Raw genomic sequence first — 17,218 nt, 5'->3', positions numbered from 1 at the left:
CTGTTACATCCGGGGGATTTTCCGGGCTGCAACGGCCCCGGTATATGTCAGTATACGGATGTGTACAGAACACATCCTATGTGAGCAGGAAGGTGAGAAAATGGGACAGATGGTGGATTTCACCATGGAGCGCGAGGGTCTGGTAAAACCCGGCGACCGCGTAGAGCTGAAAGAAGATAGGGCCAGCACCATGTCAGGTATGATGTATTATTATACCATCAAGGATGCCATAGCCATGTCCAGCAATCTGAAACGGCCGCTCACAAAGCTTGCAGGCATTGTGCGCAAGGTCGAACAGCAGGTATCCATTTACATGGTGACTGTGGAGATCGACGAAGAATAAAAATAAAAAAATATTCACAGAAAGAGGTGAAGCTAAATGGTAGAATTAGACCAGTTCAAATATACTTTGAACAACTACACAGGACCATTAGTGGAAGTGAGGGATTCACTTTAACCTGGCTAATAAGGAAAAGCGGGTTGAAGAATTAGAGAGGGAAATGGAGGCACCGGATTTCTGGGATAACCCGGAGCGGTCCCAGAAAATGATGAAGGAGCTGAGCACCCTCAAAGAAGATATAGAGATTTACAACAAACTCCAGAACCAGAAGGAAGAGATCGAGCTGATGATCGAGATGGGATACGAGGAGAATGACGCCTCCGTCATCCCGGATATCCAGGAAATGCTGGATGAGTTTATCACGGATTTTGAAAATATCCGTGTGAAAACACTTCTGTCAGGAGAATATGACAAGGACAACGCCATTGTCACCCTCCATGCAGGGGCCGGCGGAACAGAGTCCTGCGATTGGGCAAGCATGCTGTACCGTATGTATATGAAGTGGGCGGACCGCCATGGCTTTAGCACAGAGGTTCTGGATTATCTGGACGGGGACGAGGCAGGGATCAAGTCTGTGACTTTCCAGGTCAACGGGGAAAACGCCTACGGATATCTGAAGTCTGAAAAAGGCGTTCACCGTCTTGTCCGTATTTCACCGTTCAATGCAGCGGGAAAACGCCAGACTTCTTTTGTGTCCTGCGATGTTATGCCGGATATTGAGGAGGATGTGGACGTTGAGATCAAAGATGATGATCTGAGGATAGATACCTACCGTTCCAGCGGTGCGGGCGGACAGCATATTAATAAAACCTCCTCCGCCATACGAATCACCCATCTCCCCACAGGGATCGTGGTACAGTGCCAGAACGAGAGGTCACAGTTCCAGAATAAAGACAAAGCCATGCAGATGCTGAAAGCAAAGCTGTATCTTCTGAAACAGCAGGAGCAGGAACAGAAACTCTCCGGCATCCAGGGAGAACTGACGGACATTGGCTGGGGCAGTCAGATCCGTTCTTATGTTATGCAGCCCTACACTATGGTGAAGGACCATCGCACAAACGAGGAATCCGGAAATGTGGATGCGGTCATGAACGGTGCCATTGATAACTTTATCAATGCCTATTTAAAGTGGATTGCTTTGGGAAATAAGAAAAACAGTTGATAAAATTGCCTAAATGTGCTAATATCTTTTGGAGACATACAAATGTATTTCAAGAACAAACAAAGGGGAAGAAAATGTCGGACAATAAAAGGTATTTTGTAGTAACAGAAAAAGCAGTGCCGGAAGTCCTCTTGAAGGTAGTGGAAGCCAAGAAACTACTGGAATCCAAGAGGTCTGTTACGGTGCAGGAAGCAGTGGAAGCTGTGGGTATCAGCAGAAGTTCCTTTTATAAATATAAGGATGATATCTTTCCTTTTAAAGAAAAGACCAAAGGACAGAACATTACATTCATACTTCAGATGGATGACGAGCCTGGGCTGCTCTCTGCGGTATTAAGGACCATTGCCCAGTATCATGGCAACATTCTGACCGTACACCAGAGTATTCCCATCAACGGGATAGCCAGTCTGACTATCAGCGTGGAAATCCTGCCCACACAGGGGGATGCGGAGACTATGGTGGATGAAATAGAGCACATTGAGGGCGTACATTATCTGAAAATCTTAGGCAGGGAGTAAAAGCATGATACAGATAGCAGTTTTAGGATACGGAACCGTAGGTTCAGGCGTTGTGGAAGTCATCAACACCAATCATGAGAGCATCAACAAGAAGGCCGGCGAGGAGATCAACATCAAATACGTGCTGGATCTGAGAGAATTTCCGGGAGATCCGGTAGAAGATGTTCTTGTGCATGATTATGAGACCATTATCAATGACCCGGAAGTACAGATCATCGTGGAGGTCATGGGAGGTGTGGAGCCTGCTTATACCTTTACAAAGCGTGCGCTGGAGGCAGGCAAATGTGTCTGCACATCCAACAAAGAGCTGGTTGCAAGACACGGACTGGAGCTTCTTGAGATCGCCAGAGAAAAAGACATCAACTATTTATTTGAGGCAAGCTGCGGCGGAGGGATCCCCATTATCCGTCCACTGAACTCTTCTCTGACAGCGGACGAGATTGACGAGATTTCCGGTATATTAAACGGAACAACCAACTATATCCTCACCAAAATGGCGGAAGAGAATGCAGATTTTGAGGATGTGCTGAAAGAGGCACAGGAGAAAGGCTACGCAGAGCGCAATCCGGAGGCGGATGTGGAAGGCTATGATGCCTGCAGGAAAATTGCCATTCTCTCCTCCCTGGCATTCGGATGCCATGTGGATTATGAGGATATTTATACAGAGGGTATCACTAAGATCACGGTGGAGGATGTGAAATATGCCAAAGGCATTGGCATGAGCATCAAACTGCTGGCAACCAGCAAAAGGGAAGACGGCAAATTTTATGCCATGGTAAGCCCGGCCCTGGTAGGGCAGGACAGCCCTCTCTACAGCGTAAACGGCGTATTTAACGCTATTTTCATACACGGTAATGTGCTGGGCGATGCCATGTTCTACGGCAGCGGCGCAGGCAAGCTTCCCACTGCAAGCGCGGTGGTGGGTGATGTGGTTGACTGTGCAAAACATCTGCACAGAAATATCATGATGAGCTGGAGCAGCAAACGTCTGGAACTGATGGACATCAAAGATGTGGAGCATCCTTTCTTTGTGCGCATCAAAGGCAGCATGACAGGCGATATCGGCAGTGTGGAAGACGTGTTTGGAAAAGTTAAAACAGTGGGTGTGCCCGATGTGGCGGGAGAATTTGGTTTTGTCACAGCGCCCATGAGCGAGGCGGCATTTGAAGAGAAAGCTGCCAAACTTCCGGACATTATCACAAGAATCCGCGTTCGTGCATAGAGGTGCTGAGAATGAAATACGTTTTGATATTAGGCGACGGAATGGCTGATGAGCCGCTTCAAGAACTGGGAGGCAGGACGCCTCTGGCGTATGCCCATACTCCCGCCATGGATGAATTGGCTGGTCTGTCGGAAATCGGCATGGTAAAGACCGTACCGGATGGGATGAATCCCGGAAGCGACACAGCGAACCTGTCAGTTCTCGGCTACGACCCCAAGGTATACTACTCAGGGCGTTCTCCCTTGGAGGCGCTGAATATCGGTGTGGAAATGAAAGACGGGGATGTTGCTATCCGCGCCAACATTGTCACACTCTCCGAGGAAGAGGAGAATTACGAGGACAAGAGGATTTTAGACCACAGTTCCGATGAGATCAGCACAGAGGACGCTGCGGTGTTATTAGAAGCGGTGAAAAAAGAGCTGCAGAACGAAATGTTCCAGTTCTATGTGGGAACCAGCTACCGTCACTGCCTGATCTGGGCAAAAGGCGATGTGGTGCCTTTGACACCGCCCCACGATATCCGTGGAAAAGGTATTAAAGACTATCTGCCCAAGGAACAGCTTCTTTTGGACATGCAGAAAAAGAGCTATGAGATTCTGGCCCATCATCCTCTGAATGAGGAGAGAAAGAAAAATGGCCTGAATCCGGCAAACAGCTTGTGGTTCTGGGGTGCGGGGACAAAACCTGCCCTGTCTTCTTTTGAGGAAAAATACCACAAGAAAGGCGCCATGATCTCCGCAGTGGATCTGTTAAAAGGAATTGCGGTGGGCACGGATATGTATAATATCACTGTGGAAGGCGCAAACGGCGGCCTGAACACTAACTATGAAGGAAAAGCACAGGCGGCTGTGGACGCACTGCTGAAAGAGGGATACGATTTTGCGTATATCCATGTGGAGGCACCGGACGAGATGGGCCACCAGGGCAGTGTGGAAAAGAAAATAAAAGCGATCGAATACCTGGACGCCAGGGTGATCCGGCTGGTAAAAGATGCGCTGGATGCATCCGGTCAGGAGTACAGAATGCTGGTACTGCCGGACCATCCGACCCCTATCTGTGTGAAGACACATACAGCCAACCCGGTTCCTTATCTCTTGTATGACAGCAGGAGACAGGAGACACATGGCTGGATGTATAATGAGGATGAGGCTTCTAAGAGCGGGAAGCTGGTGGAAAAAGGGCATGAGCTGATGGGGTATTTGTTTGAGATGTAGAGGAATATAGAAGAGCAGAATGGCGGTGCATGGGCACTGGCTGTTCTGCTCTTTTTTATACGGGGTTTTTGCAGTCCCGTTTGGTGATGGGAATCGAATCATTTCATTGCAGATTAAAAAGGCACAAATGTGCGAATATAGAAGTGTTTATATGGCGGCTGAAAAAGAACGTAAAATAAACTATATAATTCGTAAAGAGTTGACTTATAAATTACCACACAATACAGGTAAGGAGATGGAATGAAATGAGTAAAGTGACTGAGATGACAAGAGAGAAATGGATCATGGATACCTTTCCCGAATGGGGAACCTGGCTGAATGAGGAAATTGAGCAGGAGCAGGTAAGACCCGGAACCATTGCAATGTGGTGGCTTGGCTGTACGGGAATCTGGATGAAAACACCGGAAAACTGCAATATTACCATTGACTTATGGTGCGGAAATGGGAAGAGGACACATGGTGACGGAAAAATGAGGGAAGGGCATCAGATGGCAAATATGAGTGGTGCCAGGAATATGCAGCCCAATCTAAGAGCTGTTCCTTTCGTACTGGATCCTTTTGCCGTAAAACACGTAGATGCTGTATTAGCTACCCATTATCATCAGGACCATATGAGTGCAGAGTTTGCAGCCCATGTACTGCAGAGTAATATGACGACAAGAGATGAAGATGGAAAAGAGGTTCCCATTCCTTTTATCGGACCCCAAAAATCAGTAGAGACATGGGTGAAGTGGGGCGTTCCACAAGAGCGGTGCATACAGGTAAAACCAGGTGATAAAATAAAAATAAAAGATTTGGAGATCATCTGCCTGGATTCTTTTGACAGGACCTGTCTGGTCACCACAGACTCTGCCGGTCCCGACAGGGAGGAACTGACGGGAATCTGTCCTGTGGATATGGACGAAAAGGCTGTGAATTATCTCATAAAAACACCGGGAGGAAATATTTACCACAGCGGAGATTCACACTATTCAATCTACTTTGCCAAGCATGGAAAGGATAATGATATTGATGTGGCATTCGGTTCTTACGGGGAAAATCCCGTAGGGATAGCGGATAAGATGACCTCCTGTGATATACTCAGAATGGCCGAAGCGCTTAGATGTAAAGTTGTCGTTCCAATCCATTATGATGTATGGAGTAATTTTATGGCTGATGTCAATGAAATCCGTGTTCTTTATGAGATGAAAAAAGAGAGGCTGGCTTATCGGTTTCATCCGTTTTTCTGGGAAGTGGGAGGGAAATATGTATATCCCACAGACAAAGAAAAGATGGAATATCATCACAGAAGAGGGTTTGAAGATTGTTTTGAACATCCCCAGAATATTCCTTTCCGTTCGTGTCTGTAGTTAGGGGGATTGTATGGAGAAAGAATACACATTAGGATTATATGAGAAGGCAATGCCGGAAAGATTAAGCTGGAAGGAAAAGCTTGAAGCAGCTAAAGCCGCCGGGTTTGATTTTGTGGAGGTCAGTATTGACGAGACAGATGAAAAACTGTCGCGTCTTGATATGAGCCAGGCAGAGAGATTGGAAATGCTTAATCTTATGCGCATTGTGGGAATCCCAATAAGAACCATGTGTCTGAGCGGGCACAGGAAATATCCTCTGGGCAGTCACGAAGATAAAATACAGCAAAAAAGCATGGAAATCATGAAAAAGGCAATTCGGCTTGCAGATGATCTTGGGATTCGCATTATCCAGTTGGCGGGTTATGATGTCTATTATGAAGAATCAGATGAGGTATCCAGAAATAATTTTATTAGAAATTTAAAGAAAGCTGCAGAGATGGCAGCAGAGGCGGGTATCATAATAGGTTTTGAAACTATGGAGACGGAATTTATGAACACGGTGCAAAAAGCTATGGAATATGTGGCAGCAGTGTCCTCTGCCTATTTAGAGGTGTATCCTGATATCGGTAATATCACAAATGCTGTAAGCGGAAAAAAAGAGGCGGTCATGAAGGATTTGTACTGTGGAAAAGGACATTTGGTAGCCATGCATTTAAAGGAAACGAAACCCGGAATCTTCAGGGAAGTGGAATTTGGAAAAGGACATGTGGACTTTCAGACAGCAATAGAGACGGCCTGGGAGCTGGGAATCAGGAAATTTGTGACAGAGTTCTGGTACACGGGAAATCAAAACTGGGAGGGGGATCTTCTGGAGGCAAGGCGGATGATGTCAGATATTCTCGATAAGCAGAGAGGGGTAAAACAGGAGGCGGTTTGAGATGAAGGTTGAGAAAAAAGTGATTGGACATCTGGAAAAGTGTTACGCTGTTGCACCGTTGTTTTATAATAATGCCAACCATATTCTGGTAGCGGCGGAGAAGAAAGCGTCCTGTCTTTTGTTTGATTTGGAGGGAAACCGGGAGGATGTTGTGTGGACAGCGCCAGGGGGAACTATGAGTATGGTTCAGGTACCCGGAAGTAACGGGCAGTTTTTAGCAACTCACAGGTTTTATTCCCCCAATGATTCAGAGGATGCGGAGATTGTCTGCGTAACTCCGGGAGCAGAAGGCGGCTGGGCAGTCAATACAGTGGTCAAACTGCCTTTTGTACATAGGTTTGATATTCTGGAGAGGAACGGGGTCCATTATCTTATTGCCTGTACCTTGAAATCCGCTCATGCGTATAGGGATGACTGGTCTTCTACGGGCAAAGTGTATGCAGCCGTTTTGCCGGATGATTTGACAGTCTTTAGTGAGAGGGATCAGCTTCATTTGGAGGTGATTTGCAGCGGACTTACAAAAAACCATGGATACTGCCGGGTTGCAGAAGAAGGGTGGGAAACTGCGGTCATTTCTGCAGAGGAGGGAATATTCCATTTCATTCCGCCTGCAGATAGCTGTGGGGAATGGGAGATACAAAAAATACTGGATGTACCCGGCAGTGACAGTGTTTTGATTGATTTGGATGGTGACGGAATAAAGGAGCTGGCTGTGATATCTCCGTTCCACGGTGATACGATCAGTATCTATAAAATATGTAACAATGTTTTTCAAAAGGCATATACTTACGGAAAACCCGCAGAGTTTTCCCATGCCATTTTCGGAGGGGAACTGTGCGGGAGACCGACAGTAGTGATAGGGCACAGAAAAGGTGAGCGCAGCCTCATCGCATTTTCATTCTGTCCCAAGACAGGTACTTACACCAGCCAAATATTAGACAGTGGATGCGGGGCGGCAAATATATATAAATATAACAAAGGAAAAGATGCGTATATTGTGGCTGCTAACAGGGAAAAAGATGAAATAGCATTGTATAAAATCACAAATTCGGAAAAGTAAAATATTTCCCGCATAAAAATAGCCTTGAAATTAGAAAATAAAAATGTTATAGTAAAAATAGAAAAAGAACAAGCGCCCGTAAGAGGGTTGACCTGTTATTTAAGTAGAAAAACCACCCTATCACACTGGTCAAAGTATAAGGGTGGTTTTTTTATGCAAATCTAATGACTAATCAAATAAATGAATGTCAGTAGTGCAATTAAAAATAATCCGAACTGTATTAGATCATTAAAACTAAAATTGTTCTTCATAAGCACCACCCCCATTCTATGTAGAATGAAGGTCAACCCACCCTATAACACGCTTGTTCCTTAAAATCAATATATCATTATTGGCATGGAAAGTCAATGCGGTAGAATGATAAAGTATATATTTTTATATACAATTTTATCGAAGTGTTATATAATGAAATAGTCAGGTGAATACCTGTGGATTGAAAGGATAATATTGTTTATAAAGAAGAGGTCTCCATTTAGATAAATGGTTATCCTCTTCTTTGTTATGTTGATAATTCAAAGGGTTTGAGAAAATATAGATTTAATTATAATATTACTGCAGCAGATTCAACACAGCGGTTGCCGTTGTTCCGTCAGTTACCAGTGTATCGACCAGATTCCCTTTTATTGCAGACAGGATCGCTTGTGCCTTTAGGGGAGAAGAGGCGACCACCACCACATCAGGCACGCTTTTTATAAATTTAATAGGGATACTCACACATTTCTGATTCCAGGTACATTCAATTTCAATTCCTTCTTTGTCATAAAAGTGGGCAAACATCGACCCCACGGCACCTTTCTGAATCAATTCCCCATATAGCTCAGGCGTCATATAACCAAGCCAAATATCCTTCTCCCCCACGCGTTCCACATCAATTACGCTGGTTATTATCATATCGGAAAACATTCCTTTATTTAAAATCACGGCATTATTACTGTCCTTACAGATTTTCTCACGTACATAGTCATCTTCAATATAGAGGGGCATATTCAGAAAGTCAGCATGTCCCTGCAGACGGTCTGCCATCCCGGCAACAATGGACTGGGGAGTGCAGTTTGGCGTTTTACAAGGGACAGCGCCCATTAACTGAACAATATCAATGGGCATATCCGCGGGATATAAAAACTTAAGCATATCCGCCAGAGTGGTGCCCCAGGCAGTTCCGATAACCATGTTTTTTTTCAGATGGTCCATCACATAAGTGGCAGCCAGGTTAGCCACATCTCTTTGCAAAAACCGCAGGTCTCGGTTTCGATTGTTCAGTATCAGTACGTTTTTCAAAGGAAAACGGCTGAGAAAACGCTCCTCCAATTCATAATGCCGGTTATATTTTTCGTAGCTGTAATCAATGGTTATCTTTACGATTCCTTTTTCCATTGCTTCCTTCAAGAGGCGTGACACGCGGGTTCTGGAAAGATACAGCCGGTCAGCTATCTCGGACTGGTCTAATCCCCTTTCGTAATAATCACAGGCTACCTCTGCAAGAAGACTTAATTTTTTAAGTTCTTTCTCGGTCATAGTAAATACCTCTTCTATTAATCTGAAAACAGTATAGCATGTTTGGAAATATTGGGAAAGAGATAAGTTGAGAAAATAATGGTGGGAAAATTTTGTGGGAAATTCCGAAGAAAAACGCACATTTGTGCAAAAAGCCTATAAAATGTGTGTAGTCAAACAGACATGGTATAGTAAAGTCATAAAAATTCAAAGAGACATGAAGTTAAGGAGGAAATTGGGAAATGGCAGAAAACTACAGAGAGCCGGAAATAATTTTTGACGGGTGGGCAGCCCAGGAAGGGACAGGCATCATAGTCACAGGAGCCGCAAGCGGTATTGGAGCGGCTACAGCCATTCTGGCAGCGCAGGAAGGACTTAAAGTAGCAGCATGGGATATGTATGCAGAGGGAATACGGGAGACTATAGAGCGGGCCGGCAGCGCAGGCAGGAACATGAAACCTATACAGGCTGACTTAGCCTCTGATTCGGATGTTGCGCGGGCTATGAAGGAAACACTTGATTTTTGCAGGCCGCTGTATCTGGCAAATGTCGCAGGTCCTAAAATGTTGAACAGCCATTGGGAGTTTGAAGAAGTTATAGCTATAGCAGTCGGTTTAATACACAGATTGTGCCGTGCTTTTGAGGCAACAGACCCGGGTCCGGGATCAGCCATTGTAAATGTAGCGGCTCTTGCAGGCGTTTGGGAGGGCGGTGGAGGAGACCCCTGGTATGCGGCTGCAAAATCGGCCATCGCAGGTTATACCAGGCACCAGGCCGTAGAATTGAACGGAAAGACCAGAATCAACTGTGTCTGCCCAGGAGGTCCCATTCATACCCCAAGAAACCATAGTGCTGTGGAGGGGGATTTCATGCAGCATCTGATCGAGATCAACCCAATGGGCAGACCGGGACGGCCGGAGGAGGAGGCAGCAGCCATCATGTTTCTCCTGTCCCCTGCCTCAAGTTATATCAATGGAGTGATTCTGCCGGTTGACGGGGGGCTGCATCTGGCCAGATAAATTGTGAGGAGATGGAACAATGATTACAGAAACCAGAAAAAGAGATGTATTTAAAAACTTACAGAAGCTGGAAGCATATCAGGAGATTCAGAATGAAATGGGGAGAACGGTGGCCGCCTTTAATTTCAGACAGGCTGACAGAATTCTTGCACATTTTGCACTGGAAGAGGAAGATGTATCCCTGGAATATGCAGATGAAGGTGTTTTCCGGGGCCCGGAAGCGGTTCGAGTGATTGTGGAGGAAACGGCAGGGAAAAAGCCGGTGAAGGGAGAGATGCTGGATGTGCAGCTCACAACCCCTATGGTCGAGGTGGCAGAAGATTTAAAAACCGCTAAAGCGGTCTGGTGGTGTCCGGGAGGCGGGGCAATTGCCCGTGAAGACAGAGAGCCGGAGGCAATCTGGGCCTGGGGCATGATCGGTGCAGATTTTATTAAAATAGGTGAAGAGTGGAAAATATGGCATTTTCATTATTTCCGTTATATCAAATGTTCTTATGACAAGGGCTGGACAGAGGATACCAGTATGATCAACAGGCCCAATATTCCCATGCATCCGTTGGCAAAACCGACAACCTACCATAATCCGTATTCTCCTCTTGCAGTCAGGGAAGGCATCCCTGCTTGTCCAAGGCCGTATGCGGTCCATGAGGGCACTGCGGACTGGATGCTTTGCAAAGACAAGACGAAATAGAAAGTGAGGGAGCAGATATGGGGATTAGCATGGAGGATATCAACGGGCTTGGTGAAATGGAGTTTGCCCGGCTGGAACAGAGGGTGGAAAAACTTCTCTCCGTGTGGGAAATTAAAAATCTAAGAGGGCAGGCTGCCATATTTCATGATGACCAGCATATAGGGGAGAAAAGAAGAGAGCTAAAAGCGCTGAAGCATCCCGATTTTGATGTAAAGGGAGAGATGGAATTCAGGGCAAAGGCTGTTGTGGACAGCCTGGAGGGAAATTCTCTGATCCATCCATTGACAACACCTATTATAGAAGTAGATGAGGACTGTACAAAAGCCAGGGCAGTCTGGTGGTCATTGGGAGTGGAAGGGCTATCCAAATTCCGTGAAAAGCCCATGGCATTGATCAGCCTGGGTATGGTGCCCGGAACCCATGTAAAGGAAGACGGGGAATGGAAAATATTATCCGGCGCATGGCAGAGAACTACAAAAAATGAATATCACCAGGGATGGGTGAGAAATATGGAACCCACTAATACGAGGCCTCCCCTTACACCTGAACAGGACAGAAGTTTTCTGGGAAAGTATGCTTATCAGAAAGCTGAAGTGAGAAAACCGGTACCGGAGCCGCCCAGAAAGGACACATGGAAAATGTTTCCAGTTGAGACGGATAACGACTGGATGTATATTAACCTTATGACAAAAAAAGGTTAGGAAAAGGGAGGTGGAATATGGCTAGATATACATTGAAAAGATTTCTCCAGATTATTCCTGTTTTGATCGGGGTTTCTTTTCTGGTCTTTCTTCTCTTATATTTATCACCGGGAGACCCCGCGAGAATGGTACTGGGTGATAATGCTACCACAGAGCAGATAGATGAATTTCATGCCAAATATGATCTGGATAAGCCCCTGCTGGTCCAGTATGGGAAATATATGTGGAACATTGTGACGAAGGGGGATTTTGGTATCTCTTACCGTTCGGGCAGGTCCGTTACAGCGGAAATCGTGGAGCGGTTCCCCAAAACATTTATCCTTGCATTATCTATGACAATTATTGCAACAGTAGTGGGCTGTCTGCTGGGAATATGGGCAGCACTGCACAGAGGAAAATGGCAGGATAATCTGGCCCAGTGTTTTTCTGTACTGGGGGTGTCCATCCCGGAATTTTGGCTGGGGTTGCTGCTGATACTGGCATTTGCAGTAAAGCTCCAGTGGTTTCCCGTATCCGGATTTTACGGAGCAAAATACATAGTGCTGCCAGCTACTACACTGGGAATCATATGCTCCTGTTCCACCATGAGGATCACCAGGTCTTCCATGCTGGATTATCTGGATCAGGATTTTGTAAGAACGGCCAGGGCAAAGGGACAGAAAGAGAGAGTCATTACGTGGAATCATGTGCTGAGAAACGCGTTGATTCCCATTGTAACCAATATGGGAAATATTTTTGGAACAAACCTTGGCGGGGCTATGGTATGTGAGACGGTATTTGCCATACCGGGTCTTGGAAAACTCATGTATGATGCAATCGGTGCCAGGGACTATCCACAGATCAGAGGTGCAGTGATCCTACTTACCGTGGCGGTATGTATTGTAAATCTTTTAGTGGATCTGGCCTATGCCGGGATTGACCCGCGTGTGAAGGAGAATTTTAAAAACGGTTCGGCTAAGAGGAAGAGAGTTAAGAAAACGGGGGGAGGCAATTAACATGGGAAAGGACATAAGTTTGAACGCTGTTAAGAAAAAAAGCCTCTTCCAGGAGGCTATGGGGCGCTTTTTCAGGATTAAGACAGCAGTGTTTGGAATGGCAGTGATCGTAGTGATCGTCTCTGTCTGCCTGCTGGCAGGAATTATCTGTCCGGAGGGATATGATGCACAGAATATAGGTTCCCGGTTTTTGTCACCAGGTTCGGGTGGTCTGCTGGGTACTGATGATTTGGGACGCAGTATGCTGGCCAGAGTTCTGTACGGGGGCAGGATCTCTCTTCTAGTAGCATTTGGATCCACGGCCCTTTCCCTGATATTTGGAACGGTTCTGGGGGCTGTTGCAGGGTTTTACCAGGGAAGAGTGGATGATGTGATCATGCGTATTCTGGATGTATTCAGCGCGATTCCGAGCCTTCTTCTGGCAATGGTCATTTCGGCAACTCTGGGCACAGGGCTTGTAAATACTATGATCGCTGTGGCGGTTCCCGCAATGCCCTCTGTTGCCAGAATGGTGCGCGGGCCGATCCTAACCGTTAAGGACCAGGAATATGTGGAAGCTGCTAGGGCGATTGATGCCAGGGACAGCAGGATTATTTTTAAGCATATACTTCCAAACGTTCTTTCACCGTTGATCATTAAGACCACCATGAGCCTGGCACAGGCGCTTCTTTTTACAGCATCCCTGAGTTTCCTGGGGCTGGGCGTGCAGCCGCCTATGCCGGAGTGGGGAGCGTTGATCTCCACAGGCAGAAAATATATTCTCTCCTATCCGTATCTTGTCACAGTGCCGGGATGTTTCATTGCAGTAACTGTATTGTCTATCAACCTCATAGGCGATGGACTGAGGGATGCGCTTGATCCCAGAATGAAAAATTGACGGAGGCGGCATATGACAGAGAGGGAAAATAAGAAGGATGCGATAGTGTCCATTAAGGATTTGTCTATTTATTACATTACCAGAGAAATGGGAACCTGTAAGGCGGTGGACCATTTCAGCCTGGATATTCTGCACGGAGAGACCATTGGCCTTGTAGGAGAAACCGGCGCCGGTAAGACAACGGTCGCACTGGGAATCCTGGGCTTGATACAGTCACCTCCGGGAAAAGTAATGAACGGAAGTATTGAATATGAGGGAAAAAATCTGTTTCAGTCTTCGGAAAAAGAGATGCGTGCTGTCCGGGGACACCAGATATCCATGATTTTTCAGGACCCTATGACAGCCTTGAATCCTGTGCATAAGGTGGGAGAACAGGTTGCAGAGGTCATCAGACTGCATCAGAATGTGGATAAACAGGAAGCACAGAAACAGGCTAAGAAAATGCTGGAAACGGTGGGGATATCCAATGACCGTTACAACGAATATCCCCATCAATTCTCCGGGGGCATGAAACAGCGTGTGGTGATCGCTATGGCACTGGCCTGTTCACCAAAGTTCCTGATCGCGGATGAACCCACAACGGCTTTGGATGTGACAATCCAGGCGCAGGTGCTGGACATGATGAATGAATTAAAGGAAAAGATGAATACCTCTGTCCTTCTGATCACCCATGACCTGGGGGTGGTTGCGGAGATGTGCAACCGTGTAGCTATTATGTATGCAGGTGAAATTGTGGAACTTGGCACCACATGGCAGATTTTTGAGCATACATCACATCCTTATACAAGAGGACTGATTGATTCACTTCCCAGCCTGAAAAGTAAAAGCAGAAGGCTGAAACCCATTGAGGGGCTGATGCCGGATCCGTCAAATCTGGCAAAGGGCTGTAAATTTGGGGAAAGGTGCAGACATTGTACGGAAAATTGTGTACAGCAGCTACCGGAACTGGTAGAGATTGAGGATGGTCATTGGGTAAGGTGTTTTCATGATTTATACTGTGCGGATGGGGAGGTGAAAGCATGAGTACATTGCTGGAAGTACAGCATTTACAGAAATATTTTGATGTGAAATCAGGTATGCTGCATGCTGTGGATGATGTGAGCTTTTCCATTGAAAAAGGGGAGACACTGGGCATTGTGGGGGAATCAGGATGCGGAAAGTCTACTCTGGGTCGTGTACTGCTTCATCTTCTGGATAACACAGGAGGCAGAATTCTGTACAAAGGGGAAGACGTTACAAAAGTCAGCCGACAGAAATTAAGTGAGCTGAGAAAAGAGATGCAGCTTATTTTTCAGGATCCGTATGCATCTCTAAACCCGAGGATGACTATTTACCAAACCATCGAAGAACCTATGAAAATTGCGGGGGGATACAGCAAGAAAGAGATGGAGGAAAAGGTATATGAAATCATGGATACGGTAGGGCTGGCAAGACGTCTGGTAAATACTTATCCTCATGAACTGGATGGGGGCCGCAGACAGAGGATCGGGATAGCCAGGGCACTGGTTCTGAATCCCCAGTTCCTTGTTTGTGATGAGCCGGTTTCAGCGCTGGACGTGTCTATTCAGGCACAGATTTTAAACCTGATGCAGGACATTCAGGAGGCATCCCGGCTGACTTATGTGTTTATCACGCATGATCTGTCCGTGGTGAAATATATATCGAATCATATCATGGTCATGTATCTGGGGCAGATGGTGGAGAAGGCAGAATCGGAGGAGCTTTTTGAAAATCCGCTCCACCCTTATACGAAAGCGCTGCTGGCAGCAGTTCCCATACCGGATGTCCGCCATGAACGTAAAAGGATCAAACTGAAGGGGGAGCTGACGTCACCCATAAATCCTAAACCGGGATGCCGGTTTGCATCCAGATGTCCCTATGCGAAAGACATGTGCTTTAAGGAAAATCCAAGGGCGGAGATGATAAGGGATAAGCACGAGGTTAGTTGTCATTTTGTTCATGAGATCAATAACATTCATTAACTATATCACGCGATAGGAGGAAACGTAATGAAAGGAAGAAGGTTTTGGGCGGTAGCACTGGCAGCATGTTTGGCGGCAGGAATAATGGGATGCGGTGATTCGAGTTCAGAGAAAAAAGACCCAGACGCACCTGCAGGAAAAGCGGGGGAACAGACCGGAAACACAGAGGAGGAGACAGCAGGCGGAGGGTCAACAGCAAAAGATACATTGACGATCGGCATGGGGAATTCCATAACTACACTTGATTTTATGAACGGTGGTATGACAGATTCTGCATATCAGCTCCTTTCCATGATCGGGGCTACGCTGCTGAAGCAGGTGGATGAAAATAACGATGGTATTGCAGAACTTGTAACGGAGGGTTCTATTACAGAGTCATATGAATGGGATGAGGATAATCTTGGAATAACATTTCATCTGAGAGAAGGCATAAAGATGCATGACCAGACAGAGCTTCATGCAGATGATGTTATATTCTGCCTTGAAAAATATCAGACATCCAAAGAATATGCATCCGTGGATTTTGAGAATACAAAGGCAGTAGATGACTATACGGTATATTTCAAACTGCGTTCGTCGGGAACCGTTCTTCTAAACAGGATTGCAACACGGCCGATTTACAGCAAAGAGGCATGTGAAAGCAGCAGCAGCGAAGGTGTCTTCTTTACAGAAGGTTTTGTGAGTTGTGGTCCTTATAAAATTGACCAGTGGGTATCGGGAGATTCTGTTACGCTGTCTGTATTTGACGAATATTATGGGGAAAAGCCGGTTATCGATCATGTTATCTGCAGGTTCTTTGCAGAACCGTCCGTGGCAATGATGGAACTGCAGTCTGGGGGTGTTGATATGATTACAAGCCCGGATTTTACGGATTACACCAGTGTAGAGGACGGAGCCTATGGTGACCAGTTCAGCACCTTATATGTGCCCAGTGTACAAACATACAGTATTTATTTTGATATGGCTTCGGAAAAACTGCAGCCGCTTCAGCTTCGTCAGGCAATCATGTATGCAATGAACAGGGAAGAGATATCTGACGGAACCTTTAACGGGTGGGGGTCTCTCTGCTACAGTATGCATGGAATCAGCTATCAGGATTTGACAGTATATGATAAAGATTCCTGGCCGTATAAGACAAATCTGGAAAAGGCAAAAGAACTGATGAAAGAGGCTGGTTTGGAAGACGGAGTGACTCTGACTCTGATTACGCACAATGCCAGCGGATATTATCAGAAAATTGCAGAAATCCTGGCAAACCAGTTAAAAGAGATCAATGTGGATGTAGATATCAATGTGTACGAGCCGGCAACTTTCAAATCTCTTCAGAATGCCACAGACGGAAGCTGGGATCTATCCATCACTTCACCTGAGGTGCCATATGCCACAACTATCGGTGCATGGTTCGCAGACGGGTATGTAGATGACAGCATGCATGCAGGTGTACTTCCGGCAGAAGGGTATCAGGAAGCATATGAACTGGGCTCTAAGCTGATGCAGTCAACAGACAATTCAGAGATCAAGACTATGACCGCAGAACTGGAAGAAAAATATTTTAATGAATATCTGTGGTGGTGTCCGGTACAGAACAGCGGTGTTTATACTATTATGAGTACGAAGCTGCACGACGTGACGCGCATGTGGACGCAGATGGATATAACCAAAGCATATTTTACTGAATAGGCGGAAAAACTGTGGTTCCGGGGCATGTGTTGCC

18 protein-coding genes are annotated in these 17,218 nt (G+C 46.1%); 17 read left to right on the top strand and 1 reads right to left on the bottom strand.

Annotation, left to right across the window (positions count from 1 at the left end; all coding sequences use genetic code 11):
• Positions 1-100: 100 nt before the first annotated feature.
• The 9 genes from CI595_RS21135 (at position 101) to CI595_RS21095 (ending at position 7,745) form a co-directional block, all read left to right on the top strand.
• The gene (locus CI595_RS21135) at positions 101-343 is read left to right on the top strand and encodes a hypothetical protein (RefSeq protein ID WP_095175594.1); all 243 of its coding nucleotides are present in this window, start codon (positions 101-103) and stop codon (positions 341-343) included.
• Positions 344-379: 36 nt separating this feature from the next.
• Positions 380-1,502 (top strand): peptide chain release factor 2 gene (prfB, locus tag CI595_RS21130; RefSeq protein WP_104803222.1). Its coding sequence is split into 2 segments (ribosomal slippage): positions 380-454 and positions 456-1,502, totalling 1,122 coding nucleotides; the frame shifts between segments, so codons are not numbered across the junction.
• 74 nt (positions 1,503-1,576) lie between these two features.
• The gene (locus CI595_RS21125; protein WP_065544405.1) at positions 1,577-2,020 is read left to right on the top strand and encodes an ACT domain-containing protein; all 444 of its coding nucleotides are present in this window, start codon (positions 1,577-1,579) and stop codon (positions 2,018-2,020) included.
• 4 nt (positions 2,021-2,024) lie between these two features.
• Complete coding sequence (locus tag CI595_RS21120) at positions 2,025-3,242, top strand: homoserine dehydrogenase (RefSeq protein ID WP_095175592.1); 1,218 nt, start codon at positions 2,025-2,027, stop codon at positions 3,240-3,242.
• 11 nt (positions 3,243-3,253) lie between these two features.
• Positions 3,254-4,456 carry a cofactor-independent phosphoglycerate mutase gene (locus tag CI595_RS21115; protein WP_095175591.1) on the top strand — a complete coding sequence of 401 codons (1,203 nt, stop codon included), beginning with the start codon at positions 3,254-3,256 and terminating at the stop codon, positions 4,454-4,456.
• A 19-nt stretch (positions 4,457-4,475) separates the two neighbouring features.
• Positions 4,476-4,700, top strand: a complete 225-nt coding sequence (locus CI595_RS21110) for a hypothetical protein (RefSeq protein ID WP_095175590.1) — start codon at positions 4,476-4,478, stop codon at positions 4,698-4,700.
• Position 4,701: 1 nt separating this feature from the next.
• On the top strand, positions 4,702-5,805 hold the full coding sequence (ulaG, locus tag CI595_RS21105; protein WP_095175589.1) for an L-ascorbate 6-phosphate lactonase: 1,104 nt from the start codon (positions 4,702-4,704) through the stop codon (positions 5,803-5,805).
• Between the two features lie 13 nt (positions 5,806-5,818).
• Entirely contained in the window at positions 5,819-6,685 is an 867-nt protein-coding gene (locus tag CI595_RS21100) for an L-ribulose-5-phosphate 3-epimerase (RefSeq protein WP_095175588.1), read from the top strand.
• A 1-nt stretch (position 6,686) separates the two neighbouring features.
• The gene (locus CI595_RS21095) at positions 6,687-7,745 is read left to right on the top strand and encodes a hypothetical protein (protein WP_095175587.1); all 1,059 of its coding nucleotides are present in this window, start codon (positions 6,687-6,689) and stop codon (positions 7,743-7,745) included.
• 549 nt (positions 7,746-8,294) lie between these two features.
• On the opposite strand, the gene CI595_RS21090 is transcribed toward CI595_RS21095, so the two are convergent.
• Positions 8,295-9,260, bottom strand: coding sequence for a sugar-binding transcriptional regulator (locus CI595_RS21090; protein ID WP_095175586.1), 966 nt, complete (start codon positions 9,258-9,260; stop codon positions 8,295-8,297).
• A gap of 221 nt (positions 9,261-9,481) precedes the next feature.
• Between CI595_RS21090 and CI595_RS21085 the strand changes: the two genes are divergently transcribed.
• The 8 genes from CI595_RS21085 to CI595_RS21050 are packed head-to-tail and all read left to right on the top strand — an operon-like array spanning position 9,482 to position 17,184.
• Complete coding sequence (locus CI595_RS21085) at positions 9,482-10,258, top strand: SDR family NAD(P)-dependent oxidoreductase (protein WP_095175585.1); 777 nt, start codon at positions 9,482-9,484, stop codon at positions 10,256-10,258.
• 19 nt (positions 10,259-10,277) lie between these two features.
• Complete coding sequence (locus tag CI595_RS21080) at positions 10,278-10,949, top strand: nuclear transport factor 2 family protein (protein WP_095175584.1); 672 nt, start codon at positions 10,278-10,280, stop codon at positions 10,947-10,949.
• A 17-nt stretch (positions 10,950-10,966) separates the two neighbouring features.
• Positions 10,967-11,650 (top strand): nuclear transport factor 2 family protein, encoded by a 684-nt coding sequence (locus CI595_RS21075; RefSeq protein ID WP_095175583.1) that lies wholly within the window; start codon positions 10,967-10,969, stop codon positions 11,648-11,650.
• Positions 11,651-11,667: 17 nt separating this feature from the next.
• Positions 11,668-12,645, top strand: a complete 978-nt coding sequence (locus tag CI595_RS21070) for an ABC transporter permease (RefSeq protein WP_095175582.1) — start codon at positions 11,668-11,670, stop codon at positions 12,643-12,645.
• A 1-nt stretch (position 12,646) separates the two neighbouring features.
• Positions 12,647-13,522: an ABC transporter permease gene (locus CI595_RS21065; RefSeq protein WP_095175581.1), complete on the top strand. Its 876-nt coding sequence runs from the start codon at positions 12,647-12,649 to the stop codon at positions 13,520-13,522.
• Positions 13,523-13,534: 12 nt separating this feature from the next.
• Complete coding sequence (locus CI595_RS21060) at positions 13,535-14,545, top strand: ABC transporter ATP-binding protein (RefSeq protein WP_095175580.1); 1,011 nt, start codon at positions 13,535-13,537, stop codon at positions 14,543-14,545.
• On the top strand, positions 14,542-15,504 hold the full coding sequence (locus CI595_RS21055; RefSeq protein ID WP_095175579.1) for an ABC transporter ATP-binding protein: 963 nt from the start codon (positions 14,542-14,544) through the stop codon (positions 15,502-15,504). Before CI595_RS21060 ends, CI595_RS21055 begins: the two co-directional genes overlap by 4 nt.
• A gap of 27 nt (positions 15,505-15,531) precedes the next feature.
• On the top strand, positions 15,532-17,184 hold the full coding sequence (locus tag CI595_RS21050; protein WP_095175578.1) for an ABC transporter substrate-binding protein: 1,653 nt from the start codon (positions 15,532-15,534) through the stop codon (positions 17,182-17,184).
• The last annotated feature ends 34 nt before the right edge of the window (positions 17,185-17,218 follow it).

Source organism: Blautia hominis, assembly GCA_002270465.1.
Lineage (GTDB): Bacteria > Bacillota > Clostridia > Lachnospirales > Lachnospiraceae > Blautia > Blautia hominis.
This window is presented reverse-complemented; position numbering and strand designations above follow the sequence as displayed.